At 65.5% G+C, this 26,010-nt stretch carries 19 protein-coding genes and 1 pseudogene; 13 read left to right on the forward strand and 7 right to left on the reverse strand.

Translation table 11 applies throughout. The features are described from left to right. Positions 1-71: 71 nt before the first annotated feature. Together G6N28_RS11375 and G6N28_RS11380 are read left to right on the forward strand one after the other, a co-directional pair. Positions 72-1,256 (forward strand): phosphotransferase, encoded by a 1,185-nt coding sequence (locus G6N28_RS11375; RefSeq protein WP_163900326.1) that lies wholly within the window; start codon positions 72-74, stop codon positions 1,254-1,256. A gap of 92 nt (positions 1,257-1,348) precedes the next feature. Beyond that, positions 1,349-1,588, forward strand: coding sequence for a hypothetical protein (locus tag G6N28_RS11380; protein ID WP_163900328.1), 240 nt, complete (start codon positions 1,349-1,351; stop codon positions 1,586-1,588). Between the two features lie 64 nt (positions 1,589-1,652). Here the strand turns inward: G6N28_RS11380 and G6N28_RS11385 are convergent, their stop codons facing one another. The 5 genes from G6N28_RS11385 to G6N28_RS11405 all read right to left on the reverse strand — a co-directional run bounded on the left by G6N28_RS11385 (position 1,653) and on the right by G6N28_RS11405 (position 7,474). After that, complete coding sequence (locus G6N28_RS11385; protein ID WP_163900331.1) at positions 1,653-3,728, reverse strand: PhoX family protein; 2,076 nt, start codon at positions 3,726-3,728, stop codon at positions 1,653-1,655. A 69-nt stretch (positions 3,729-3,797) separates the two neighbouring features. Then, positions 3,798-4,697 carry an Rv0045c family esterase gene (locus tag G6N28_RS11390; protein ID WP_163900333.1) on the reverse strand — a complete coding sequence of 300 codons (900 nt, stop codon included), beginning with the start codon at positions 4,695-4,697 and terminating at the stop codon, positions 3,798-3,800. 83 nt (positions 4,698-4,780) lie between these two features. Then, positions 4,781-5,887: an inositol-3-phosphate synthase gene (locus G6N28_RS11395; protein ID WP_163900336.1), complete on the reverse strand. Its 1,107-nt coding sequence runs from the start codon at positions 5,885-5,887 to the stop codon at positions 4,781-4,783. 38 nt (positions 5,888-5,925) lie between these two features. Continuing rightward, positions 5,926-6,471: a PadR family transcriptional regulator gene (locus tag G6N28_RS11400; protein WP_163900338.1), complete on the reverse strand. Its 546-nt coding sequence runs from the start codon at positions 6,469-6,471 to the stop codon at positions 5,926-5,928. Between the two features lie 133 nt (positions 6,472-6,604). Beyond that, positions 6,605-7,474: a DUF1707 SHOCT-like domain-containing protein gene (locus G6N28_RS11405; protein ID WP_235674539.1), complete on the reverse strand. Its 870-nt coding sequence runs from the start codon at positions 7,472-7,474 to the stop codon at positions 6,605-6,607. A gap of 88 nt (positions 7,475-7,562) precedes the next feature. On the opposite strand from G6N28_RS11405, the gene G6N28_RS11410 reads away from it, so the two are divergent. From G6N28_RS11410 to G6N28_RS11455, 10 genes and pseudogenes are all read left to right on the forward strand, one after another. Beyond that, positions 7,563-8,006 (forward strand): DUF5318 domain-containing protein, encoded by a 444-nt coding sequence (locus tag G6N28_RS11410; RefSeq protein ID WP_163900340.1) that lies wholly within the window; start codon positions 7,563-7,565, stop codon positions 8,004-8,006. Continuing rightward, positions 7,999-10,566, forward strand: a complete 2,568-nt coding sequence (locus tag G6N28_RS11415) for a transglycosylase domain-containing protein (protein ID WP_407664954.1) — start codon at positions 7,999-8,001, stop codon at positions 10,564-10,566. The genes G6N28_RS11410 and G6N28_RS11415 overlap by 8 nt, the downstream gene beginning before the upstream one ends. Then, positions 10,563-12,179: a glycosyltransferase family 87 protein gene (locus tag G6N28_RS11420; RefSeq protein WP_163900344.1), complete on the forward strand. Its 1,617-nt coding sequence runs from the start codon at positions 10,563-10,565 to the stop codon at positions 12,177-12,179. Before G6N28_RS11415 ends, G6N28_RS11420 begins: the two co-directional genes overlap by 4 nt. A gap of 202 nt (positions 12,180-12,381) precedes the next feature. Further along, entirely contained in the window at positions 12,382-12,672 is a 291-nt protein-coding gene (gene rpsF / locus G6N28_RS11425) for a 30S ribosomal protein S6 (protein WP_163900346.1), read from the forward strand. 90 nt (positions 12,673-12,762) lie between these two features. Beyond that, complete coding sequence (locus G6N28_RS11430; RefSeq protein ID WP_163900348.1) at positions 12,763-13,269, forward strand: single-stranded DNA-binding protein; 507 nt, start codon at positions 12,763-12,765, stop codon at positions 13,267-13,269. Positions 13,270-13,307: 38 nt separating this feature from the next. After that, the gene (gene rpsR / locus G6N28_RS11435; RefSeq protein WP_046752314.1) at positions 13,308-13,562 is read left to right on the forward strand and encodes a 30S ribosomal protein S18; all 255 of its coding nucleotides are present in this window, start codon (positions 13,308-13,310) and stop codon (positions 13,560-13,562) included. Between the two features lie 13 nt (positions 13,563-13,575). Beyond that, positions 13,576-14,034 (forward strand): 50S ribosomal protein L9, encoded by a 459-nt coding sequence (gene rplI / locus G6N28_RS11440; protein ID WP_163900350.1) that lies wholly within the window; start codon positions 13,576-13,578, stop codon positions 14,032-14,034. A gap of 485 nt (positions 14,035-14,519) precedes the next feature. Further along, positions 14,520-17,177, forward strand: a complete 2,658-nt coding sequence (locus G6N28_RS11445; protein WP_163900352.1) for a replicative DNA helicase — start codon at positions 14,520-14,522, stop codon at positions 17,175-17,177. A gap of 245 nt (positions 17,178-17,422) precedes the next feature. Continuing rightward, positions 17,423-17,995, forward strand: a pseudogene (locus G6N28_RS11450) (TnsA-like heteromeric transposase endonuclease subunit); the annotation flags it as partial. Between the two features lie 160 nt (positions 17,996-18,155). After that, the gene (locus G6N28_RS11455) at positions 18,156-20,009 is read left to right on the forward strand and encodes a S8 family peptidase (protein WP_235674540.1); all 1,854 of its coding nucleotides are present in this window, start codon (positions 18,156-18,158) and stop codon (positions 20,007-20,009) included. 260 nt (positions 20,010-20,269) lie between these two features. Here G6N28_RS11455 and G6N28_RS11460 read toward each other — a convergent pair whose 3' ends face one another. Further along, a complete protein-coding gene (locus G6N28_RS11460; RefSeq protein ID WP_163900354.1) occupies positions 20,270-21,517 on the reverse strand; it encodes a cytochrome P450 in 1,248 nt (415 codons plus the stop codon). Positions 21,518-21,748: 231 nt separating this feature from the next. On the opposite strand from G6N28_RS11460, the gene G6N28_RS11465 reads away from it, so the two are divergent. Continuing rightward, positions 21,749-25,027 (forward strand): LuxR family transcriptional regulator, encoded by a 3,279-nt coding sequence (locus G6N28_RS11465; protein WP_163900356.1) that lies wholly within the window; start codon positions 21,749-21,751, stop codon positions 25,025-25,027. Here G6N28_RS11465 and G6N28_RS11470 read toward each other — a convergent pair. Continuing rightward, positions 24,988-25,878 (reverse strand): TetR/AcrR family transcriptional regulator, encoded by an 891-nt coding sequence (locus G6N28_RS11470; RefSeq protein WP_163900358.1) that lies wholly within the window; start codon positions 25,876-25,878, stop codon positions 24,988-24,990. The two genes, G6N28_RS11465 and G6N28_RS11470, sit on opposite strands and share 40 nt — an antisense overlap. Positions 25,879-26,010 lie beyond the last annotated feature (132 nt).

Below are 26,010 nucleotides of genomic sequence, written 5' to 3' on the forward strand. Positions count from 1 at the left end.
GCGCGCTGAGATGAGAGCACTCTCATCTGAGGTTCATCTGCGATTCCGCGTCGGCGACCACCCTTGGTGGCATGGCTTCGCCTGCGCTGAACCTGCTACTCGGCCCGCACGCACCCGACGTGCTGGCCGCTGCCCTCGCGCAGTACGGCGGCGAGCTCGAACACCTGCAGCCCGGTCACGTCAACGTTCGGCCGAGCGGCGCGGGCACCGTCATGTACTGGGCGGCCGTGCGTCGCGCCGACGGCAGCCGCACCACGGAGATTCTTGCCGCCACCACCGGTAGGCACATCCCGCATGGCGCCGCCGTGATCGCCGGCGAGCATCTCGGTGAACCGGTGCAGATCGGCATCTGGCGGTGGCCGCAGGATCCGGCGTTGCCGGCGCTCGAAGCCGCCACCGACCCGGGGGTGCTTCGCGAACTCGGGTTGGGCACAACGGAAGTCACCGATGTCAAGGTGCGTGCGTACCGGCCTGCGCAACGCGCGGTGCTTCAGGTGTGCGACGGCGAACGCACATGGTTTCTCAAGGTGCTGCGGCCCTCGGCGGCGACGCAGGTGCGTGCCCGCCATGACCTGGCCAGCGCGCACCTGCCGGTTCCGCCAGTGGCTGGGTTCAGCGCGGACGGGATGATCGTGCTGCCCGAAGCGCCGGGAACGCCGCTGCGCAGCGTGCTGGCCGACGGTGCCGTTGCGCCGCTGCCCGAGGCGCTGGAAGCGCTGTTGGACGCGCTGCCCGCCGAGCTGACGGCGATGCCGCGACGACGCTCGCACCTGCAGCTCGTCGACGACAACGCGGCGGCGCTGCGGTGGGCCGCGGCCGACGAGCCGGTGGTGCTGGCCGAGCTGGACGACCTCGTCGACGCGCTGCACACCGTCGAGGAGGTGCCGGGGCCGGTGGTGCCGGTGCACGGTGACTTCTACGAGGGTCAGCTGCTGACCCGCGGTGAACGGATCACCGGGTTGGTCGATCTGGACACCGCAGGACCCGGCGAGCGTATCGACGAGTGGGCGATGCTGCTCGCGCACCTGTCGGGGCTGGATCTCGACGACCAATGGCATCCGACGGCGGGACGGTACGCGGCCGAGGTGCTCGCCCACGCCGATCGACGGGTTCCGCCGCGGCAGCTACGGCAGCGCACCGCCGCGGCGCTGCTCGGCCTGGCCACCGGTCCATTCCGGATCCAGCATCCGCACTGGCCCGAGCACACCGTCGCGCGCCTGGAGCTGGCGAAGAAATGGCTGGCGAGCGCCGGATGAGAAGGCGCTCATCTTCGTCTCCTCCTGCCTTCACCGCGGGGCGAGACATTGGACATGTCGGGGAAACGAGAACGCGAGAAAAGGAGCACACAATGAATCGCAAGTCCACTTGGAAGGTGCTGACCGTGGGCGCCGCGCTGACCGGGCTCGGGGTCGCCGGAGCGGGTGCCGCGCACGCCGACGTCGAACCAACCGCGTTGGCCGCGCACCCGGCGAACATTCAACTGTCCGTGGACGTTCCGCAGATCGAGGGCCCGGTGCAGCTGAACATCCCGCAGGAGTTCCACGGCCTCTACGACAGCGTCGACAGCGGAAGTTACTGGGACAGCTGAGTTTACGGCGGCGAGCAGCGGCGGCGCTTCTAGCGCCGCCGCTTTCGTCGCTAGCTAGTGCACGCTAGACACCGATATTCCCGTTCGACTTCCACACCGCGACCACCGACGGCCGCGCCGTGCCGTTGCCGCCCTCGGGCCAGCGCGACAGCGGGGCGTCGATGCTGTTGTCGTCGTGCTCACCCGGATGCTGGACGCACACGGTGACAAGGTCGTCGGTGACTACGGGACCGCACGTCTCCGCACCGAGCGGAACGGTGAGGAACTGCTTGGTCTCGCCGCGGTTCGGCCCGTTCAGCGCGACGGCGAACAACCCGTCGTTGGAGTCCAGCGCGTTGCCGTCGGTGGAGATCCACAGGTTGCCGTGACTGTCGAAGGCCAGATTGTCCGGGCAGGAGATCGGGCTGACCTTGGTCTTGTCGAACCCGCCGTAGTAGGTGTCGGCGGCCGCCGGATCCCCGCACACCAGCAGCAGTTCCCAGGTGAAGTTCGTACCGGCGTGGTCGTCGGTGATCTCGAGGATCTGCCCGCTCTTGTTGTCGTTGCGCGGATTGGCCGCATCGGGCCCTGGTTCGCCGTCGGCGCCGCGCTCGTCGTTGTTGGTCAGCGCAACGTAGACCTTGCCGGTCCTCGGGTTGGCCTCGACGTCTTCCGGCCGGTCCATCTTGGTGGCGCCGACCTTGTCGGCGGCCATTCGGGTGAAGACGGCGACCTCCACCGGCGAGAAGCCGTCGACCAGCGACTCGGCGCGACCTTCCGGGCCGGATCGCAGCAGCGGCAACCAGGTGCCCGTGCCGCGGAAGGAACCGCCCGATGGCGGCCTACCGGAGCCGTCGATCTCATCGGCGGGCACGTCGCTGGACAGCTTGGCCACATACAGCGTGCCCTCGTCGAGGATCGCCATGTTGTTGGCCATCGCCGCCGGTTCGGTTCCCGGCTGCACCTTGCGGCTGGAGACGAACTTGTACATGTAATCGAAGCGCTCGTCGTCTCCGGTGTAGGCGACGACGGAACCGTCGTCGGTGACGTAGACGTTTGCGCCCTCGTGCTTGAGTCGGCCCATCGCGGAATGCTTGACCGGCGTCGACGTCGGATCCCACGGGTTGAGTTCGACGACGTAGCCGAACCGGTTGGGCTCGTTGGGTGTCTTGGTCAGATCGAAACGGGGGTCGAAGGTCTCCCACAGCAACGCGGTCGGCTCCAGAGAGATGCCGTACCGGTCCAACCGGTCGGTGTCGACGGGACCCGGCTTCGGGGAGCCTTCGGCGGCGCCGAAGTAGTCCTGGAAATTCTCTTCGCCCGACAGCACTGTGCCCCAAGGGGTTACACCACCGGCGCAGTTGGCGAACGTGCCCGCCACCGTGCGCCCGGTCGGGTCCGCGGCGGTCTTGACGAAGTCGGTGCCCGCTGCGGGACCCGTCAGCGTGTGCGGGGTGTCGGTGGTGATGCGCCGGTTGTAGCGGCCCATGACGGGCTTCAGACCTTGCGGTGTGCGCTCGACCTCGACGACGCCCATGCCGACTGCGGCGATCTCGACGTCGAATTGCTCGCGAGTGGGCTTGTCGAAGCCGGGGAACATGAAGATCGGGTCGACGTACTCGAAGTTGGTCACCAGTAGGAAGCGGTTGGGCTGACCAGCCAAATCAGCCGGGATCGGGAGCAACCCGGCGAAGTCGTTGTTGAAGCCGAATTGGCCGCGTTGCGCGGCACCCGTCTGGTTGTTGACGTCGAATTGCGGTGCGCCGTCGAGGATCGGGTCGCCCCAGCTGATCACCACGGACTGCTCGTAGCCCTCAGGGATGACGACGACGTCTTCGCTGTTAGGGGGGACCGACGCGAACCGCATACCGACCGGCGGATCGGGGGGCGCCGCCGACGACGTCGGCGCGGCAGCGGGCGGATCGTCGGTGCCGCACGCGGCCAATGCCGAGCCCGCGCCGACCGCCAGCACCGCGATGCCGCTCGCCCGCAGTACGGAGCGCCGCGAGACGGCTTTGACGACGTCGCCGAAGTACTCGTTGTCGCTGGTGTTGGGTACCGGCTTGGAGCAGGCATCGCCGCACTTGTAGAGGCATGTCACATGCTGACGCTTGGACTTGCCGTTGTGGGAAACGAACAGGTTCAACGGAATGAGGGCCACGGCGGAGGAACTTACGAGAGCCCGGTTAGCAGGCGGTGAACATCAGACCAACGCGCTACGGCGAGAGCGCTACTCGGCGAGCACCTCGCGCAGGATCTCGATCAGCTTGCCCGGCTGGTCGCTCTGGACCGAGTGGCCGGCGTCTTCGACGATGTGGACATCGCGGAAACCCGGTGCCCTACGGGCGAACTCGGCCGCGTCGTCGTCGTTGACGAAGAACGACCTGGCGCCGCGCACCAGGGTGGTGGGCACTTCCAGACGCGGCACGTCGTCCCATAGTCCTTCGAAACCCTCGCCCTTGCGGATCTCGTCGTAACGCCACGTCCAGGTGCCGTCCTCGAGCCGCTTGGCGTTGTGGAAAACCCCGCGCCGCAACGATTCCCGGTCCCGGTGGGGGGCGGCGGCGACGGTCAGCTCGAGCATCGCGTCGAAGCTTTCGAACGTCCGCGGGCCCTGCACCAGGGCGACGGTGCCCTTCTGCGCGTCGCTCATCTCGGTGTGGCGTTCCGGCGCCGACGGGGTCACGTCGACGAGCACCAGCCGCGACACCAGCGCCGGGACTGAGACCGCCAGCCGCAGCGCCGTCAACCCGCCCAGCGACATCCCGACGACGAGGTCGGCGTCGGGCGCGAGCTCACGCAGCACCGGTTCGATGGTGGCCGCGTTGAGCTTCGGGCCGTAGTCGCCGTCGTCGCGCCACGCCGAGCGGCCGTGACCGGGCAAATCCAGCGCCAGCGCGGGCGCGCCGAGACCGAGGGCGACGGTGTCCCAGGTGTGGGCGTTCTGCCCGCCGCCGTGCAGGTACACCACCCGCGGCGCGGCGTCCCCGAACTTCAGCGCGCTGATCGGCCCGGCGTCGATCCGCGCCACCGGCGGCACGGTTTCAACACCGGCCTGGCGCGCGTTCTCCTTGAGGAAGGTGAACTCGTCGAGGGAGGCCAGTTCGTCGTCGGCGCTTATGTCGGTCACAGCGAAACAGTACAAAACGCGATCGGTGGAGCCCCAGCCGCGCTCAACGCGGGTCAGGGCTCTACCGAATCGGAAAGGGAAAGTCAGCCCTCGATGAAGGTCTCCAGCTGCGCGCGGGCGACATCATCGGGCAACTGCTTCGGCGGGCTCTTCATCAGGTAGGCCGACGCCGCCTCGACCGGGCCGCCGATGCCGCGGTCCTTGGCGATCTTGGCCGCACGCACCGCGTCGATGATCACACCCGCCGAGTTCGGCGAGTCCCACACCTCGAGCTTGTACTCCAGGTTCAGCGGCACATCGCCGAACGCGCGGCCCTCCAGGCGCACATAGGCCCACTTGCGGTCGTCGAGCCAGCCGACGTGATCGGACGGGCCGATGTGGACGTCCTTGGTCTTGAACTCACGCTGCAGGTTGCTCGTGACGGCCTGGGTCTTGGAGATCTTCTTGGACTCCAGCCGCTCGCGCTCGAGCATGTTGAGGAAGTCCATGTTGCCGCCGACGTTGAGCTGCATGGTGCGGTCCAGCTGCACACCGCGGTCCTCGAACAGCTTGGCCATCACCCGGTGGGTGATCGTCGCGCCGATCTGGCTCTTGATGTCGTCGCCCACGATCGGCACGCCGGCGTCGGCGAACTTCTTGGCCCACACCGGGTCGCTGGCGATGAACACCGGCAGCGCGTTGACGAACGCCACCCCGGCGTCGATCGCGCACTGCGCGTAGAACTTGTCGGCCTCCTCGCTGCCCACCGGCAGGTAGGACACCAGCACGTCGACGTTGTTCTCCTTGAGTACAGCCACCACGTCGACGGGATCGACGTCGGACACCTCGATGGTGTCGGCGTAGTACTTGCCGATGCCGTCGAGCGTCGGGCCGCGCTGCACCGTCACGTTGGTCGGCGGCACGTCTGCGATCTTGATGGTGTTGTTCTCCGACGCGAAGATCGCCTCGGACAGGTCGAAGCCGACCTTCTTGGCGTCCACGTCGAAGGCCGCGACGAACTTCACGTCGCGGACGTGGTACGGGCCGAGTCGCACATGCATGAGCCCGGGTACGGTGGCCGTCTCATCGGCGTCCTGGTAGTACTGCACGCCCTGGACCAGCGAGGCGGCACAGTTACCCACACCGACAATCGCGACCCGCACTTCCGCGTTTGGTGTCGCCGGCGCGCCGGCTCCGATGTGCTCACTCATGACACGAACTCTTCCCTTCGTACTAACTCGTAAATGCCTTACGGCTGCTCGGCGCGCCTCTGCGCCAGCTGTTCGGCCGCGATCAACTCGTTGAGCCACTTGACTTCGCGCTCACTGGATTCCAACCCGAGCTGGTGAAGCTGGCGGGTGTACCTGTCGATCGAGCTGCTCGCCCGCGCGACGGCTTCACGCAGGCCTTCGCGACGTTCCTCCACCTGACGACGGCGTCCCTCGAGGATCCGCATCCTCGCCTCGGCCGGCGTCCGGTTGAAGAACGCGAGGTGGACGCCGAACCCGTCGTCGGAGTAGTTCTGCGGGCCGGTATCGGCCACCAGTTCGGCGAACCGTTGCTTACCGGCGTCGGTAAGCCGGTAGACGCGCCGGGCGCGACGCATCTTCTGGGTGCCGTCCGGCGCCGGATCTTCCACGATCAGCCCGTCGGCCTGCATCCGGCGCAGCGCCGGGTACAGGGAACCGTAGGAGAACGCGCGGAACGCCCCGAGCAGCCCGGTCAACCTCTTGCGGAGTTCGTAGCCGTGCATCGGAGACTCCAGCAGGAGTCCCAGGATGGCCAGTTCAAGCACCGGGGACACCTCCTTTGCTCGTCCGTTACGGCGGCTCGACACCTCGGCCCATAGTATCGCGCCGATATATTCGACGCGAACTGCGGGTGACCCGCACGCAAACGCCGCCAGGGTCTGAACCGCGGGGCCGTCCCTACCCGGACGGATAGCTGATCCGCTTGACCCTGCCGTCCGGCGCCAACTGGATGTGGCCGCCGCCGAAGTCGCTGGAGACGTACACCGAGATCGACACGTCGTCCGGGGTGGTCGGGTCGGTGCCGGGATCGACGGTCAGATAGGTGCTGGTGACGTCCGTCGGCTTGATTCCCAGCGTTTCCGGCGCCCCGCGCAGCACGCCGACGACCGTCTTGATGTCGAACCGGCCCAGGTCCACCACCCTGGCGCTGCTGCTCTTGGAGGAGGTCGACGGGTCGTCCCAGCCGCCGCGGTAGGTGTAGTTGAGCTCGCGTCGGTCCTCGGTCGGGTCCGGCCGGCTCAGCACCGCGTACTCCGGATACACGGTCAGCCGGTAACCGGTGGTGTCGCCGAACCGGTCGTTCATCTGCTGGAGCAAACCGGTGAGACCGCCAAGGGAATGCAGCTGCCGGGGCGGGGTGAGCACGACGGGCGCGATCCCGTCCGGCTTGGCGCCGGGGTCGGCGGAAGCGCCCAGGGGGGCGGAGCTGCCCTCGAACAGACCCCAGCCGATCGCGATGCCCACGACCACCAGCACACCCGCCACCGCGAGCCGAATGCCCCAGTTGACCGGTTGTGTCACCTGCCGGTTGACCACCTTGGTGATCATCGGGACCACCGGGGTCTTGGCGTTCTGCAGGTCGGCCACCAGATCCTGCAGCTGACCCAGCGTCGTGGCGGCAGTGGCCGATTTCACGCGTTCGCCATGCTCGGTCATCGACAACTGGCCGTCAGCCAGGGCGGTGTCGAGAATCTGGCAGATCTCGGCGCGGTCGCTGTCTTTGGCCCGCATCCCCGATGTTCGCCACGCTGAGCTGCCCGAAGCCACGACGAGAATCGTAAAAGATGGTTTTCGATGGCGCGGGGCGAAGCACGTCGCGCATCGGTCTTCGCCGCACCGACGTACTCTGGTCCTCGTGCGAATGCAGCGACAGGTGGTGGACTACGCCCTTCGGCGACGGTCCCTGCTGGCGGAGGTCTACTCGGGGCGCACCGGCGTCTCGGAGGTGTGTGACGCCAACCCCTATCTGCTGCGCGCCGCGAAGTTCCATGGGAAGCCCAGTTCGGTGATGTGCCCGATCTGTCGCAAGGAACAGCTCACCTTGGTGTCGTGGGTATTCGGTGACCATCTGGGCGCCGTGTCTGGTTCGGCGCGTTCCGCCGAGGAGCTGGTCCTGTTGGCGTCCCGATACGACGAGTTTTCGGTACACGTGGTGGAGGTATGCCGCACCTGCAGTTGGAATCACCTGGTCAAGTCGTACGTACTTGGCGCTGTCCCGCCGACCGGCCCGTCTCGGGGCAGGCGGGCCTCGCGGAGTACCCAGACGGCGCGCAGTCGTGCGCGCACGGCCAGTGAATAGCGAAGGGCGCCACGACCGGTCAGGCAACGATCCCCGTAGGGGACGCGAAACTGATGGCGTGAGCGAGCCCGGATCACGACCGGCTGACGGCGGCGGACGGCACCGCCCGCCGCAGGACGCGCCGTCTGCCAACCGCACCCGACCGGTTGCGCCGGACGACCGGCACACCTCCGTGCTGCCGCCGGTGCACCAGCCCCCGCCGCACCTGCGGGATCCGATCGACGTGGTCAAGGCGGCGCTCGACGGCAATCCGGCACCCAAACCCGCGCCGCCGCCTCCCCCGCCGCCGCGTCGTCCACCGGGCGGTGCGCCGCCGCCGGGGCCGCCGCCGTGGTCGAGCCAGCGCAAGCCGGTCAACTGGATGTGGGTGCGTCGCGGTCTGTTGGCGGCAGCGGTGCTGTTCCTGGTGCTGCCGACGGTGACGTTCGCGATGGCGTACCTGATCGTGGAGGTCCCCAAACCGGGCGACATCCGGACCAACCAGGTGTCGACCATCCTTGCCAGCGATGGCAGTGAGCTGGCGAAAATCGTTCCGCCCGAAGGCAACCGGGTCGACGTGAACATCGACCAGATCCCGGTGCACGTGCGCAACGCAGTGATGGCCGCCGAGGACCGCAACTTCTACTCCAACCCCGGGTTCTCGTTCACCGGGTTCGCCCGCGCGGTCAAGAACAACCTCTCGGGCGAGAACCTGCAGGGTGGGTCCACGATCACCCAGCAGTACGTCAAGAACGCACTGGTGGGCTCCGAACGCGCCGGCGTGGGTGGTTTGATCCGCAAGGCCAAGGAACTGGTCATCTCGACGAAGATGTCGGGCGAATGGTCCAAAGATCAAGTGTTGCAGTCGTATCTGAACATCATCTACTTCGGTCGCGGCTCCTACGGGGTGGCCGCGGCGTCCAAGGCGTACTTCAACAAGCCGGTCGAGCAGCTCACGGTTGCCGAGGGCGCCCTGCTCGCGGCGCTCATCCAGCGGCCGTCCGGCCTTGACCCGGCGGTGAACTTCGACGGCGCCAAGAACCGGTGGAACTGGGTGCTCGACGGCATGGTGGAGATCGGCGCGCTGACACCCAGTGAGCGTGCCGCTCAGGTGTTCCCGGAAACGGTGCCGCCGGAGTTGGCGCAGACGCAGAACCTGACGACCGGCCCCAACGGGCTGATCGAGCGCCAGGTCAAACAGGAATTGCTCGACCTGTTCGACATCTCGGAGAAGACGCTCAACACCGAGGGTCTGCAGATCACCACGACCATCGATCCCAAGGCGCAGAACGCCGCCGAAGACGCTGCGGAAACGTACCTCGAGGGTCAAGACCCGGATATGCGCACCGCGATCGTGTCGATCGATCCGCGTACCGGCGGCGTGAAGGCCTACTACGGCGGCGACGACGCCAACGGTTTCGACTTCGCTCAAGCGGGTCTGCCGACGGGGTCGGCGTTCAAGGTGTTCGCGTTGGTCGCGGCGCTGCAACAGGGGATGGGCCTGGGTTATCAGGTCGACAGCTCCCCGTTGGAGGTCAATGGCATCAAGATCACCAACGTCGAGGGCAACAGCTGCGGCACCTGCAACATCGCCGAGGCGCTGAAGCGGTCGCTGAACACCAGCTACTACCGGCTGATGCTGAAACTGAAGAACGGCCCGGAGGACGTCGCCGAGGCGGCACACCAGGCCGGCATCGCCGAAAGCTTCCCCGGGGTGGAACACACCCTGTCCGAGGACGGCCAGGGCGGCCCCCCGAACAACGGAATCGTGTTGGGTCAGTATCAGAGTCGAGTGATCGACATGGCCTCGGCGTACGCCACACTGGCTGCATCCGGCGTCTACCACAAGCCGCACTTCGTACAGAAAGTGGTCAACGCCCAGGGTGAGGTGCTGTTCGACGCGTCGCAGCAGGACACCGAGGGCGAACAGCGCATCGAGAAGAAGGTCGCCGACAACGTCACCGCGGCGATGCAGCCGATCGCCGCGTACTCCAACGGTCATGCGCTGGCCGGCGGGCGTCCCTCCGCGGCGAAGACGGGCACCAACCAGCTGGGTGACACCGGCGACAACCGCGACGCCTGGATGGTCGGGTTCACACCGTCGTTGTCGACGGCGGTCTGGGTGGGCACCGTCGACGGCACCAAACCGCTGGAAAACAAGTGGGGCTCACCGGTTTACGGCTCGGGTATTCCGTCCGACATCTGGAAGGCCACGATGGACGGGGCGCTGGAGGACACCGACATCGAGACGTTCCCCAAGCCCGAGGAGATCGGCGGCTATGCGGGTGTGCCGCAGGCGCCGGCGCCGCGCACCACCGCGCCCTCGGAGCCCTCGCCGTCCGCGCCGCCGTCGCAGACGGTCATTCAGCCGACTCTTGAACTGGCGCCGGGCATCACGATCCCGTGGGGACCGCCCACCACCGTGCCCGTCGGGCCGCCCCCGCCCGCCGATGCGCCCGCTCCTGCTCCGCCCGCGCCCGTCGGCCAGCCCGCGCCCGTCGGCCAGCCCGCGCCCGTCGGTCCCGCACCGCCGCCGCCGGGGCCGCAAGGGCCCCCGCCCGGTCCGCTTCCGCCCCCGTGACCGAGCCCGACCTCGAATCGCCGGCTCCGCCGGCAGAAGACCGGCGGAGCCTCGACCAACGTGATCTGCCCAGCCGCACCGACACCATCGGTGCTGCGCTGTCCGATGTGATCGGCGGGCCCGTTGGCAAGCATGCGCTGATCGGCAGGCAACGGTTCCTCACACCGCTGCGGGTGATGCTGATCATCGCGCTGGTGTTTCTGGCGCTGGGGTATTCGACCAAGGCCGCGTGCCTGCAGACCACGGGCACCGGCACCGCCGATCAGCGCGTCGGCAACTGGGAGAACCAGCGCGCCTACTACCAGCTGTGCTACTCGGACACCGTCCCGCTCTACACCGCGGAACTGTTGAACCTCGGGAAGTTCCCGTACAAGTCGAGCTGGATAGAGAAGGACGCCACCGGCCAGCCCCATATCCAGTACGACGGCAACACCGCCGTGCGCTACATGGAGTATCCGGTGCTCACCGGGCTCTACCAGTACGTGTCGATGTCGTTGGCCAAGACCTACACCGCGTTGACCAAGCTGGTGTCGGTACCGGTCATCGCCGAAGTGGTGATGTTCTTCAACATCGCGGCGTTCGGGCTGGCGCTGGCGTGGCTGGTGACGGTGTGGGCGGCGTCGCAGCTGGCCGGTCCGCGCCGGGTCTGGGACGCCGCGCTGGTGGCGGCGTCACCGTTGCTCATCTTTCAGGTCTTCACGAATTTCGATGCGCTGGCAACGGCTTTCGCAACCGGAGCGCTCTTGGCGTGGGCCCGGCGAAGACCGGTGCTGGCCGGAGTGCTGATCGGTTTGGGGGTGGCGGCCAAGCTGTATCCGCTGCTGCTGCTCGGGCCGCTGGTTGTGCTCGCGGTGCGCGCCGGCAAGCTGCGCGAAGTCGGCAAGACCGCGCTGTCCGCCTTCGTGGCGTGGCTGTTGGTGAACCTGCCGATCATGGTGTTGTTCCCGCGGGGCTGGTCGGAGTTCTTCCGGCTCAACACCCGCCGCGGCGACGACATGGACTCGCTGTACAACGTGGTGAAGTCGTTCACCGGCTGGCGCGGTTTCGACCCCGACCTCGGCTTCTGGCAGCCGCCGACGGTGACCAACACGGTCTCGGCGATTCTGTTCCTATCGTGTTGTGTCGCAATCGCTTACATCGCGTTGACCGCCCGACACCGGCCGCGGGTGATGCAGTTGGCGTTCCTGGTGGTGGCCGCGTTCCTGCTGACGAACAAGGTGTGGAGTCCGCAGTTCTCGTTGTGGCTGGTGCCGCTGGCGGTGCTGGCGTTGCCGCACCGACGCATTCTGTTGGCATGGATGACGATCGACGCGCTGGTATGGGTGCCCCGGATGCTGTACCTCTACGGCGAGGAGAACCGCGGACTGCCCGAACAGTGGTTCACCGCAACCGTGTTGCTGCGCGACATCGCGGTGATCGCCTTGTGCGCGCTGGTGATTCGCCAGATCTATCGGCCCGAGCTGGACCTGGTCCGGGCCCGCGGCGAGGTGGACGATCCCGCCGGTGGGGTGTTCGATCGCGCGCCGGACGATCCGCCGCGGTGGCTGCCGGACTGGCTACGCCCGGACCGCGATCGGTTGAAGGTGAGCGTTTCACCCGCGCCGGCGCCCTGAGCCCGCGAATTCTGCGTGAGGGTCGTGCCAGTCGGCTCGGGCGCAGCCCTGGCGCAGAAATGGGCGAAATAACGGGTCCAGTCGTCGCCGATTTCGCAGATCAGCGCGGTTTCCTGTAGCCTGGCTCGGTTGCCGACGCAGGCGACCCTCCTGCCGCGGAGCGTCCGTGGCCGACTAGACCGTAGGAGGTGATGAGGTCTTCATGCGTCCATACGAAATCATGGTCATTCTCGACCCCACCCTCGACGAGCGCACCGTGGCTCCGTCGTTGGAAACATTCCTCAACGTGGTGCGCAAGGACGGTGGCGCCGTCGACAAGGTCGACATCTGGGGCCGGCGCCGTCTCGCGTACGAGATCGCCAAGCACGCCGAGGGCATCTATGCCGTCATCGACGTGAAGGCTGAACCCGCGACCGTGTCCGAGCTGGATCGCCAGCTCAACCTGAACGAGTCCGTGCTGCGGACCAAGGTCATGCGGACGGACAAGCACTAGTCCCGAAGAACAGGCTGTACGCGTCGGAGTGCTTCCGTAGGCTCGCCTGCGACCGCTCGCAGACTTACAGCGCCAATCCAGGAGGACATCGTGGCTGGTGACACCATCATCACCGTCGTGGGAAACCTGACCGCCGATCCCGAACTGCGCTTCACGCCGTCCGGTGCCGCGGTCGCCAACTTCACCGTGGCGTCGACGCCGCGCATCTACGACCGCCAGAGCGGGGAGTGGAGAGACGGCGAGGCGCTGTTCCTGCGGTGCAACATCTGGCGGGAGGCAGCCGAGAACGTGGCTGAGAGCTTGACCCGCGGTACGCGGGTCGTCGTGCAGGGCCGCCTCAAGCAGCGGTCGTTCGAGACCCGCGAGGGCGAGAAGCGCACGGTCGTCGAGCTCGAGGTCGACGAGATCGGCCCCTCGCTGCGGTACGCGACGGCCAAGGTGAACAAGGCCAGCCGCAGCGGCGGTGGCGGCGGAGGCTTCGGCGGCGGTGGCGGCGGCGGAGGTTCACGCCCGGCCGAGCAGCCCAAGGACGACCCGTGGGGCAGCGCGCCCGCGACCGGCTCCTTCGCCGGCGCCGACGACGAGCCGCCCTTCTGACACACAACTGATCAAGCAATAGCAAGAAAGAGATAGACATGGCCAAGTCGAACAAGCGGCGGCCGGCACCCGAGAAGCCGGTCAAGACCCGCAAGTGCGTGTTCTGCTCCAAGAAGGGGCAGGTCATCGACTACAAGGACACCGCGCTGCTGCGCACCTACATCAGTGAGCGCGGCAAGATCCGCGCCCGCCGCGTGACGGGCAACTGTGTACAGCACCAGCGCGACATCGCCGTCGCAGTCAAGAACGCCCGCGAGGTGGCGCTGCTGCCGTTCACCTCGTCGGCGCGATAAAGAGGACGACAGAATGAAACTGATTCTTACCACCGATGTGGACCACCTCGGCTCGACGGGCGACATCGTGGAGGTCAAGGACGGCTACGGCCGTAACTTCCTGCTGCCCCGCAAGCTGGCCATCGTGGCCACCCGGGGCGCCGAGAAGCAGGCCGAGGCGATCCGGCGTGCCCGCGAAGCCAAAAGCATCAAGAGCCTCGAGCACGCGGGCGAGTTGAAGGCCGCCATCGAGAACCTGGGCCCGGTGGAGCTGTCGGTCAAGGCGGCACCGGACACCGGCAAGCTGTTCGGGTCAGTGACGCCGGCCGCCGTCGTCACCGCCATCAAGAGCGCGGGCGGGCCGAACCTGGACAAGCGGACGGTCCGGATGCCCAAGGCGCACATCAAGACGACGGGCACCCACGAGATCGAGGTGCGTCTGCACCCTGAGGTCGAGGCCTCGGTGTCGCTGAACGTCGTCGCGGCGCACTAGCACCAGCGTCAATATCGCCGGGTGGAGGCTTGATCAGCCGCCACCCGGCCGTTGCTGTCTGTGCTGGCGAACTTTGCGGGGCGATTGTTTGACAGCGAAGACAACCGGCAGTTAACCGGGCCGTCTTCGGCTCGACACACAACACGCCCGAAACCGCAACCCGGCACGACACGCCGAAGGAATTGTCATCCACAGATTCACAGCCCTGCTGTGGTGCGCTTGCCTGCGGAAATGTATTCAACGAAGGCGTTACTCCACAGGTTCTCCCCAGCGCGTCAACATGGGGAAAGCGAGCTATCCACACGCCATGCACAGGTCTATGAACAGCCCCCCTTTGCCTTCCCTCCAGCAACGTCTAGCGTGAGCCGTCGCGGGGCAGTCCCGGCGGGGACACGGCGAAATTTTGTCGGAGGGCGGTCCTACGGTTGCGGTACCAGGTATCGAATGTGAGTTCGAGCGTCGGGCGAGGGGAGGTGCAGCGCTAGGTGGCTGTTGTAGACGACCTCGGACATTCGGGCATGGATGTGCCGCCGCCGAGCGAAGACTTCGGCCGTCAACCTCCCCAGGACGCAGCTGCCGAACAGGCAGTGCTCGGGGGCATGCTGCTGAGCAAGGACGCCATCGCCGACGTGCTGGAGCGGCTGCGTCCGGGCGACTTCTACCGGCCCGCCCACCAGAACATCTACGACGCGGTCCTGGACCTCTACGGCCGCGGTGAGCCCGCCGATGCGGTGACGGTGGCCGCGGAGCTGGATCGGCGCGGGTTGTTGCGCCGGATCGGCGGAGCGCCGTATCTGCACACGTTGATATCGACGGTGCCGACGGCGGCCAACGCGGGCTACTACGCGGGCATCGTGGCGGAGAAGGCGCTGCTGCGTCGCCTCGTGGAGGCCGGCACGCGGGTGGTGCAGTACGGCTATGCCGGCGCGGAGGGCGCCGACGTCGCCGAGATCGTGGACCGCGCCCAGTCCGAGATCTACGACGTCACCGAACGGCGAATGGCCGAGGACTTCGTGCCGCTCGAGGACCTGCTGCAGCCGACGATGGACGAGATCGACGCGATCGCCTCGCAGGGCGGTCTGGCCCGCGGGGTGCCGACGGGCTTCTTCGAACTCGACGAGGTCACCAACGGTCTGCATCCGGGCCAGATGATCATCATCGCGGCCAGGCCGGGCGTGGGGAAATCGACGCTGGGCCTGGACTTCCTGCGATCGTGTTCGATCAAGAACCAAATGGCCAGCATCATCTTCAGCCTGGAAATGAGTCGGTCAGAAATCGTGATGCGGCTGCTGTCGGCGGAGGCGAAGATCAAACTGGCCGACATGCGGTCGGGCCGGATGAGCGACGATGACTGGACTCGGCTCGCGCGGCGGATGAGCGAAATCAGCGAAGCGCCTTTATATATCGACGATTCGCCGAACCTGACCATGATGGAGATCCGCGCCAAGGCGCGTCGGCTCTCGCAGCGGGCCGGGCTGAAGCTGATCGTCGTCGATTACATGCAGCTGATGACGTCGGGCAAGAAGTACGAGTCCCGACAGCAAGAAGTGTCGGACTTCTCGCGAAGCCTGAAGCTGATGGCCAAAGAGCTCGACGTCCCGGTGGTCGCGATCAGCCAGCTGAACCGCGGCCCGGAACAGCGCACTGACAAGAAGCCGATGATCTCGGATCTTCGCGAGTCGGGATGTCTGACGGCCAACACGCGAATCCTGCGGGCGGACACCGGTGCCGAGGTGACCTTCGGGGAGTTGATGCGCACGGGCGAGCGGCCGTTGGTGTGGTCGCTGGATGAGCGCAAGCGCATGGTCGCACGGCCGATGACCAACGTGTTCTACAGCGGGCACAAAGAAGTGTTCAAGGTGCGGCTCGCGTCGGGACGCGAGGTCGAGGCGACGGCGAACCACCCGTTCATGACGTTGGATGGCTGGATGCCGTTGGGTGAGCTGAAAGCCGGTGACCGCGTGGCGGTGCCGCGACGGGTGCCCGAACCGGTGCAGACGCAGCGGATGGACGACTCCGAAGTGATCCTGCTGGCGCACATGATCGGCGACGGTTCGTGCGTGAAGAATCAGCCGATCCGCTACGCAAGCATCGACGAGGAAAACCTTCTTGCGGTGACGAAGGCGGCACGGCACTTCGGAGTGACGGCCATTCGCAACGAATACCCTGCGGCGCGGGTGACCACGCTTCGGTTGCCGGCGCCATACCACGTGACCCACGGCAAGCGAAATCCGATCGCCGCATGGCTGGACGGACTCGGGTTGTTCAGCAAGCGGAGCCACGAAAAGTTGGTGCCGCAGGCGATTTTCGCGGCACCGAATGATCAGGTGGCACTGTTTCTGCACCATCTGTGGGCGACTGACGGATGTGTTCACTGGGACGCGAAACACAAGCAGGCGCGGATCTACTATGCATCGACAAGCCGACGACTCGTCGATGATGTAAGCCAACTTCTGCTGCGGGTCGGCGTCTTCGGCCGCATCAAACGTACCAAGAAGGCCGGCTATCGCGACTCCTGGCACCTCTACATCTACGGCGCTGAAAACCAGATGCGGTTCCTCCGCAACGTCGACGTCAACGGCGAAAAGTGGCTCACAGCACGCGAAGTGCTCGCTAACCTCGAAGGAATCAGCCGCAATACCAATCTAGATACGGTGCCCAAGGAGGTGTGGGATGTCGTGAGGGCCGGATTGGCGGATCAGACGATGTCACACCGAGCCTTCGCGGCGGCAATGGGCACGAAGTTCTGCGGGTCGACGATGTGGAAGCATGCACCGAGCCGCGGCCGGTTACATCGAGCGCCCGCATTGCTGGACCACCGTGAGTTACACGATCTCGCAACCAATGACGTGTTCTGGGATTCCATCGTTGAGATCACGAGCATTGGTGAGCACGACGTGTACGACGGAACCGTAAGCGGCACACACAACTTCGTCGCCAATCTAATCAGCGTGCATAATAGCCTCGAACAAGATGCGGATATGGTCATCCTTTTGCACCGTCCGGACGCGTTCGAGCGCGACGACCCGCGAGGCGGCGAAGCGGACCTGATTATCGGCAAACACCGTAATGGTCCGACGAAGACGATTACTGTTGCGCACCAACTGCATTTGTCACGATTCACCAACATGGCCAAGGCATAACGCGACCTGTAGGTTCTCACGGATCGTGGCGGAATCTCACGAGTGATGGCGGAGTGTTGGCGAATCCGCCAAGTTCGTGAGACACGCGGGTTGTTCAATCCCGAGCGTGCGTAGATGGCCATGTGACGATCAGGTCACCGAAGCAGTCTGATCCGATTGCAGGGCCGAGGTGATTGCCGTGGGCCACACTGGACTCAAGGCGTCAGGTGTCTCCGTCTCATACCGGCGTGCCGACGACCTGTGTGATGTGGCACGAGAGTGGGCTGCGGCGGGGGTCGACGAACTTGCAAGCGCGACGCCGTGGCGAACCTTCAGGTGGTACCGCGGGCAGAAGCATTACTCGGGACCTACTGGTCGAGCACTCTCGGAAGTCACGTCGTCTACGAATCGCGACTGGAGTTGGCGCGCTTAATTTTGCCGATTTCGACGTAAGTGTGCGAGAGATCGTTGCCCAACCATTCCTGCTTCGAGCTTCGGTTGAACGTAAGCCGCGCAAGCACATACCGGACTTCTTACTAATCACGGACACCGGCCCCGTGGTCGTAGATGTGAAACCCGCTCGCCGCCTGGCAGATCCGAAAGTGGCTTTCACATTCGCGTGGACTCGCGAACTCGTTGAGGCGCGCGGTTGGCGCTACGAAGTCGCGACCGAGCCCGACGCGGTTGAATTGGAGAACATCCGCTTCCTGGCAGGATACCGCCGCGACTGGCTATTCCGCCGGGAACTCCTCGCACAAGTACGGGAGAAGAATCTCGACGGCTCACCACTCGCTGACGCGCTCAAGTGTCTGCCAGGGGAGCCAATCCAGCAGGTTAAATCTGCTGTGCTGCACCTTCTCTGGTGTCAAGAGCTGTTGATCGACCTGAGCGAGCCACTTATACTTCGAAGGCCGAATCGACGACCGCCTCCACTCAGTCGAGATCGAGCTTTGGTATCGCCGCAGTCCCGCTGCACGCGACAAGAGCCAGCGGGAGGTCGTGGCTCTGGTCGAGCAGGCGGGTGGGCGAGTCGCCGCAGTTGCGGTCATCGATCAGATTGGATTTCATGGGCTCAAGTGCGAGGTCCCGACCGCGCTGTTGCGCGAACTGGCAGCAGGCAACTTTGATGGTGTCCGCTTAGTTCGTTCCGCCAACGTGATGTACCTGCGAATCACGGGGCAGGCGCTGCCGATAGTCGGTCCCTCGATCGAGATATCTGAGGAGATCGACGATCCGCTGCCTGGTGGTGATCCCGTTCTTTGCCTTCTTGACGGCGTGCCCATGGCGAATCACGTCCTGCTACGTGATCGTGTAACTGTCTATGACCCAGACGATCTCACCCAGTTGGCGACGGTCGGCGAACGCCGCCACGGAACTTGGACAGCTTCTATCGCTGTGTGGGGCGACCGTGGCTCGAAGCAGGTCCCGGCGGCTCGGCCTGTGTTAGTTCGCCCGGTGCTGGTTCCATCGGACGAAACAGCCGATCGGACAGAGGAATTGCCATCCAACGAGCTGGTACCAGATCTGATGTGGCGGGTATTCCGGGAGTTGTTCGAGGACGGCCCGAGCGGTCCCGCCGCGGCACCCGCCGTTGCTATCGTCAACATCTCAGTAGGTGACCCCGCAGTGCCCTTCGAGACCGTCCTGTCTTCCTGGGCACGCATTCTCGACTGGCTGAGCTACGAGTACGGTGTTCTCGTCGTAATTTCCGCAGGAAACCATGGCAAGCTGACACTAAGTCCAATGGTGTCAGCCGATCTCACGGGAGCGGCGGGAACTAACCGACGTCAGGTACTGCTGGAAGCGATCGATCGTCGACAGAATGAGCGGAGACTGCTTGCTCCGGCGGAATCTGTCAACGCAATCACTGTGGGAGCCACTCACGACGATGATTCGAACGCAGTCGCGCAGGGTTACCTCGTCGACCCGACGGACGGATACCCGAGTATCAGCCCCGTGACCGCGACGGGAAGCGGATACCGGCGCAGCGTCAAGCCGGACGTACTGGCCCGGGGTGGTCGTGCGTTTTATGTTGACGGTGCAACAGCCCAAGAAGTGATCACGCTACGTGGCCTCTCGGCTCTCGGCCCTGGGCTCAAGGTGGCGACTCCACCGGGGCTCAATGAAACACACGTAGCAGGAACAAGTTTTGCCGCAGCATTAGTATCGCGGCAGGCCGCACGCCTTCACGATGTCGTCGAGGAAATCACGGCGAGAACCCCCCTAACTCGCCGCCAGCGAGCGGCGGCGATAAAGGCATTGCTGGTGCATGGCACTGCGTGGCCGCCCGATCTGGCCTATGACCCTCTATCCCCGGAGATCGCCATCGGAAATGGCGTCGTATCACGGGACTATGCTGACGGATGTGCGAGTAACGAGGCAGTGATCCTCTACCTTGGCTCGATTGGCGCAGCAGAGGAGCAAGAGCTGTTGTTTCCATTGCCTGACGGGCTTAATGTTCGTGAGACAAAACGGATCGATGCGACCCTTGCCTGGCTTACGCCAGTCAACTGGCGCAGCCGCCAGTACCGTTGCGCAAGTTTATCTTTCGTCACACCAGGCGGTGCCATACCGACGCTTGGTAAGCCAGCTGGCCATCCATCGGCAGTTACCACTCGCGGCGCAGCTACCGTACAGCACCAAACGTGGGAACTGGAAAAGACATTCGCTTCGGGGCAAGGAAGCGATATGAACATTCGGGTGAAGTGCTATGAACAAGCTGGCGGACTCGGTGGACGCGCTGTGGACTTCGCCGTAGCAGTCTCACTGTGGGTGGCCCCAACTATCAACGTCGACGTCTACAGCCAAGTCCGCGATCAGGTCGCTGCGCGCGTGGCGGTACGACCTCAATGAAGCGCGCTGACCAGGCGTAAGTCCGCAGTTGCCGCACTCTCGTAGGAAATGAAGCGTTTCGTGAGACAAACGGCGCCGCCTCCGTCGTGAGACAAACTGAATACCTCCAGGTCAGCGGCGTGGGCAGATGCAGCCGAACGTGAGAACCTACACGACCGCGGCGGCAATGACACCCGCAGGTTCCCACTTCTGGTTTCGTCACCACACCTAATTTCCTCGTGCCGATTGGGATCGCGGGAGTGGGTATGGGTCGGGCAAGCCTAACGTTCTCGCGGTCGTGCCCCCGGTGCCGCGGTGACCGGCAGCGTGGTGGGTCCTGTGACGCCGGTGAGTTTCTTCCACGGTGATGCTCCGGTGCGGTGCAGCCGAGGACAGCGCGTGGTGAGGGCGTGGAGGGCTTCGGTGAGTTCCAGGCGGGCCAGATGCGCCCCGAGGCAGTAGTGGGTGCCGCCGCCGAAAGTCAGTATGGGACTGGGGTTGTGGCGGGTGATGTCGAGGCGCTCGGGGTGATCGAAGATGACGGGGTCGCGGTTGGCGGCAGCGGTGTTGGCGAACACCAGGGTGCCGGCGGGGATGGTGACTCCAGCGATGTCTACGTCTTCGGTGGCGTAGCGCATCGCCCCGAACACCGCCGGAGCGTAGCGCACCAATTCCTCAACGGCCCGCCCGGAAAGGTCGGGTCGGCTGGCCAAGAGTTCCCATTGGTCAGGTCGGTCGACTAGGGCTTCGACGGCGGCGGCGAGTTGGTTGCGGGTGGTGTCGGTGCCGGCGGCCAACAACGATCCCGCGAGCATCAACAGTTCGCTGTGGGTGAGGCGATCGCCATCGTCTTCGGCGCGGATCAATTCGGAGATGAGATCGTCGGTCAACGTGGAGCGGCGTTCGCCGACCATGGCGTCGAGGTAGTCGTCGAGTTCTTCCCAAGCAGCTTTGATTACCGGGCCGTCGTGCTCGATATTCCAGTCGAAGATCTTCATGATCGCGTCAGCCCAGCCGGAGAAAAGGTGCCAGTCCCGGGGCGGGGCTCCGAGCAGCGCGCAGATGATCGGGGTGGGGTAGGGATGGGAGAGGTCGGTGACGATGTCCCCGGATCCAGCGGCCGCTAAGGCCTCGACCAGCCCGACGGCGGTCTGCTGAACCAAGCCTTGCATGCGGGCGACCGCTCGGGGAGAAAAGGCCTTGGCGACCAGTCGACGCAACCGGGTATGGGCGGCCCCGTCGATGGCGAGGATGCTGGCCGTGGCGCGCTCCCATAACGGCCCAGACGTCATGCCCTGGGTGTCCAAACCCAAGGCCGGCGGGTTGATGAACCGGGAATCGCGCAAGACGGCGCGGACCTCGGCATAGCGGAGGATCTCCGGGCCGTAGGGGCCCAGCCCGAAAACCGACTGGGTGCGTGCGCTGGCCAGACGGGCATGGGCCTCGGTTGGGTCGCTGAGGTCGCGGTAGTCCAGCACTGGCAGGTCGGCGTCGAACACGCTTGCCGGCCGTGTGGTGGCGGTGGTCATGAGGTCCTCCCTTGAAGTTGGCTGCTTTCGACTCTGCGCCCCGGCAGGCAGGAAGAAGATCCGCCGGACCGCGTAGATCGCCAGCCCGCAAGGTCGTACCTCTGGGCGGCTACGTACCGCTGGCCGACGGATCTACGCGGTTGTGCTGATGTTGTGCCTACTGATGGTCGGAATGCTGGCTAGCATGAACAACCACGCGGAGATTGTGCGCTGAACTGGGGTGATCTGGCCGTGAGCGAGTTGCCGACCGGCACGGTGACGCTGCTGCTGGCTGACGTCGAGGGCTCGACCCGGTTGTGGGAGACTCAGCCGCAGGTGATGGCTGCGTCGCTCGCCCGGCTGAACACGGTGGTTTCGGAGGTCGTGCCTCGCCACGGCGGGGTACGGCCGCTGGAGCAGGGCGAAGGCGACAGCTTCGTGGCGGCCTTCGCCAAAGCCAGTGACGCGGTGGCATGCGCCCTGGCGCTGCAGCGGGCCGATCTGGGCCCGATCAAGCTGCGGATCGGTGTCCACACCGGCGAGATCCAGTTGCGCGACGACGCCAACTACGCCGGACCGACGATCAACCGCACGGCGCGGCTGCGCGATCTGGCCCACGGCGGGCAGACCGTACTGTCGGGGGCGGCCGAAGCGATGGTGCTCGACCGGCTACCCGACGGCGCCTGGCTGGCCGATCTGGGTTCGCATTCGCTACGCGATCTGCCGCGCCCCGAGCGGGTGCTGCAACTCAATCACCCCGATCTGCGTGGCGACTTTCCGCCGTTGCGGGTGGCGACCGCGCCCCGTCAGTCACGGCTTCCGGCCGAGCTGACCAGTTTCGTCGGACGCGCCGAACAGGTCGCCCTTGTCGCAGAGTTGTTGCGGGACAACAGAATGGTGACCTTGACCGGGGCGGGCGGGGCTGGCAAGACCCGGCTGGCGATCCGCGTCGCGGCGGCTACTGAACCCGAGTACGACGGGAACGTGTTCTTCGTCGACCTGGCGCCCATCAACAATCCCGCGCTCGTGCCGGTCACGGTCGCCTGTGCGCTGGAGCTGACCGAACAGCCGGGCCGTACGACGAGGGAGACGATCCAGGAATTTGTGAGGGACCGCAAAGTGCTGGTCCTGCTGGACAATTGCGAGCATCTGCTTGAGGCGTGCAGCCAGCTGGTGATGGACATCCTGCAGGCCGGCCGTCGGGTCACGGTCTTCGCAACGAGCCGCGAGCCCTTGGGTATCGCCGGGGAGCTGACGTGGTCGGTCCCGTCGCTGTCGATCGACGACGATGCCGTCGCATTGTTCGTCGACCGCGCCCAACGTGTGCGGCCGGGCCTTTCCCCAACACCGGAACAGCGCAGGACGGTCATTGAGATCTGCCGGCGCCTGGACGGGATGCCGTTGGCGATCGAGCTCGCTGCCGCGCGCACTCGGACACTGTCGATCAACCAGATTCTCGACAGCCTGCGCAGCAGCTTTCGGCTGCTGACCGGAGGAGCCCGCACCGCGGTGCGTCGCCAGCAGACCCTGTCCGCCTCCATCGACTGGTCGCACTCGTTGCTCACCGAGACCGAGCGAATCCTATTGCGTCGCTTGGCTGTATTCGCCGATGGCTTCGATCTCGATGCTGCTGAGGCGGTATGTGCCGACACCGACGCCGAACGCGCCCAGCTGATTGATGTACTGGGCCTGCTGGTGGAGAAGTCACTGGTCGTGGCCGACGACTCTGGCGAGAGGATGCGCTATCGCCTACTGGAAACCGTGCGCCAATACAGCATGGAAAAGCTCGCCGCCTCCGGCGAAGCCGACACGGTGCGCAACCGCCAACGCGATCACTACGCGACCACGGCGAAGCGCCTGCACGCCGAGATGGATGGCGACGGCTTGCCGTTGGTTCCCTGGGCACAAACAGAGTTGGATAACCTGCGTGCGGCGTTCGCGTGGAGTTGCGAGAACGCCGACTTCGCCACCGCGTTGACGATGGTATCGACGTTGCAGCAATTCTGGGGACGCCGTGGTCGCTCCGGCGAAGGGATCGCAGGGTTTGAGGCTGTCTTCAGCGACCACCGCTTCCAGACCGGGGAGGTGCCGGCGGAGATCTGGATTGAAGCTGTCGTTGACCAGGCTCAGCTGGCGGCGTGGCGGGATGTCCCGGCCAGCGCTTCCCGAGCCGAGGAGGCGCTCGCGGCCGCACGCATCCTCGGTGATGACCGCCTTACTTCGCGGATTCTGTACACCTGCGGAATCACCTTCTCAGCGGACCGTGAGGCCGCGGCGCGATATTTCGAGGAGGCGCTCGCCCTCGCGCGGGACTGCGGAGATCCCGTCTGGCTGATGGAACTGCTGAGCTATCTCAGTTACACCCTGCTCCATTTCACAGGACTTCCCGAGCAGTCACGGGCCGCCGCCGAGGAAGGCTGGCGATTGGCAGATCAACTCGGCGACCGCTTCATGTCACGCTTCTGCCGCGTGTTCCTGGGCGCGGCGATCGCGTGGCTTGGACGGCCGGACGAGACCATCGGCATGGGACAGGATGTGGTCGACGAGGCTCGTGGCGATGATGACTTCGTCATGGAGGCTCTCGGCTGGAGCGACATCTGCATGGGGTGCATTTACACGGGGGATTTCGATGCCGGTCATTCGGCTGCATCCGTCTCGATGGGCGTCGTCTCCGACGTAGCTAGTGTGCAGCCGTTCAGCTGCGCGACATTAGCCCATGCGGCACTCGGGCACGGCGACCCGGCCGCAGCGCGCCGGCACTGCGAAGACGCTGCAACCACCACGAGAAACCATCCGCGCAGCCAGATGCGCAACTCTGCGGTGCTGCGCGCCATCATTCCGATGTCGCAGGCGGCCCTCGGCTGCGGCGACCTGGCCGCTGCGCGGCGCTGGGCCGATCAGACCGTCACCGATACCGTCGGTGCACCCCGAGTGATGGCGTTGGCCACACGCGCGCGGGTGGCGATCGCACAGGGTGAGCCCGCCCAAGCCGAACGCGACGCCCATGAGGCGCTCGCAGTCGCCGCCGCGTGCGGCTCGGTTCTGGCGGTGCCAGAAGCACTGGAATGCCTTGCGGCGACGGCCGACGATGACCCGCAGCGGGCGGCGCGCCTGCTCGGAGCCGCACACGGCATCCGGCGCCAAACCCACGAAGCTCGCTGTCCGGTGTTCAACGACTCCTATGACCAGACCGCCGCGTATCTACGTGACACGTTGGGGGAGAACGTTTTTGATCAAGCATGGTCCGACGGTGAGTCGCTGAGCTCCCATGAGGCGATCGCCTACGCCCAACGCGGCCGCGGCGAGCGTAAGCGTCCCACCTCCGGCTGGGAATCGCTGACCCCCGCCGAACTCGACGTCGTCCGACTCCTCACCGAGGGGCTGTCGAACAAGGAGATCGCCGCGCGGCTCTTCATCTCACCGCGCACCGCGCAAACCCACCTCACCCACGTGTACAGCAAGCTGGGCCTTTCCTCCCGCGTGCAAGTTGTTCAAGCAGCAGCCAGGCACACCAGGGTCGCTAGAAAATGATCGGTTCGTGAGACAGAACCACGTGAGGCAACCGAAGAGGGGTAGGTCAGAGAACCCCCGATACGAGACGGAATTTGAGTACCTACACCGGATGAAGTTTGTAGGTTGCGCTGGTGCGGTGCCCCGATGGCACAGCGGTGCTGGTGCTGATCATCGAGGACGACGACGTACCACCGTTCCAGAGCCGCAGATGGCGGATCGGTGATTCCCCACGCGGACGCAAGCCAGATCGATTGCACCATTTCGCGAATCTTCGCGATCTGCTGCGTGTTTCGCCGCCGCAGGCGGTTCATGTAGAAGATGTGCATGGTCATCTCGAGAAGCGTCGAGATGAGCGCAGGCACATCAGGGGAGACCGGACGGGCCAAGCCCTCATCCTGGTCTTTCAACACCTGCTTGGTCAGGACCTCGGCGAGTCGCAGAATCCATTCCTGCCAAAGATCGGCCAACTGCTCGTCGAGGGGGATGGCCTGTACCGACGCCATCAGCACACCCTCGTGATCGCGCCACAGGTCGAGCGCGATGCCGGCCGTCCTGGCGATGAACTCGGCCGGAGACTCGTCGGCGGCGCGCGCGAAGAAACGCGCGCGGTCCATGAACTCAGACCAGATCTCAGAGGTGACCACCGCCAGTGCCGTGTACTTCGACTCGAAGTAGAAGTAGAAGCCCGAGCGCAGCACACCGGCCGCCGACGCGATCTCACTGACGCTGAGCTCGCTGATGGGACGCTTCGCCAGAAGCTCGGGTAGGCAGTCCAGGATGGCGCGGCGTTGGCGCTCACCCTTACTTGGCTGTCGGCGATCGCCAAGCAGAACAGCATCGCCATCCGCGCCGGGCTTCGGTTCCGGCATGACTCCGATCCTAGTCGGTCTGCCTGCCCAGGTAGCGGCACGACCGAGCCGAGGGCGAGGACAGCGGAGACCAGACACCCTTCCCCACCTCACTATATGGATAGGTGGGGGGCTTGCGGCAAGACCCCCTTG

Origin of the sequence: Mycolicibacterium pulveris (assembly GCF_010725725.1) — a bacterium.
Lineage (GTDB): Bacteria > Actinomycetota > Actinomycetes > Mycobacteriales > Mycobacteriaceae > Mycobacterium > Mycobacterium pulveris.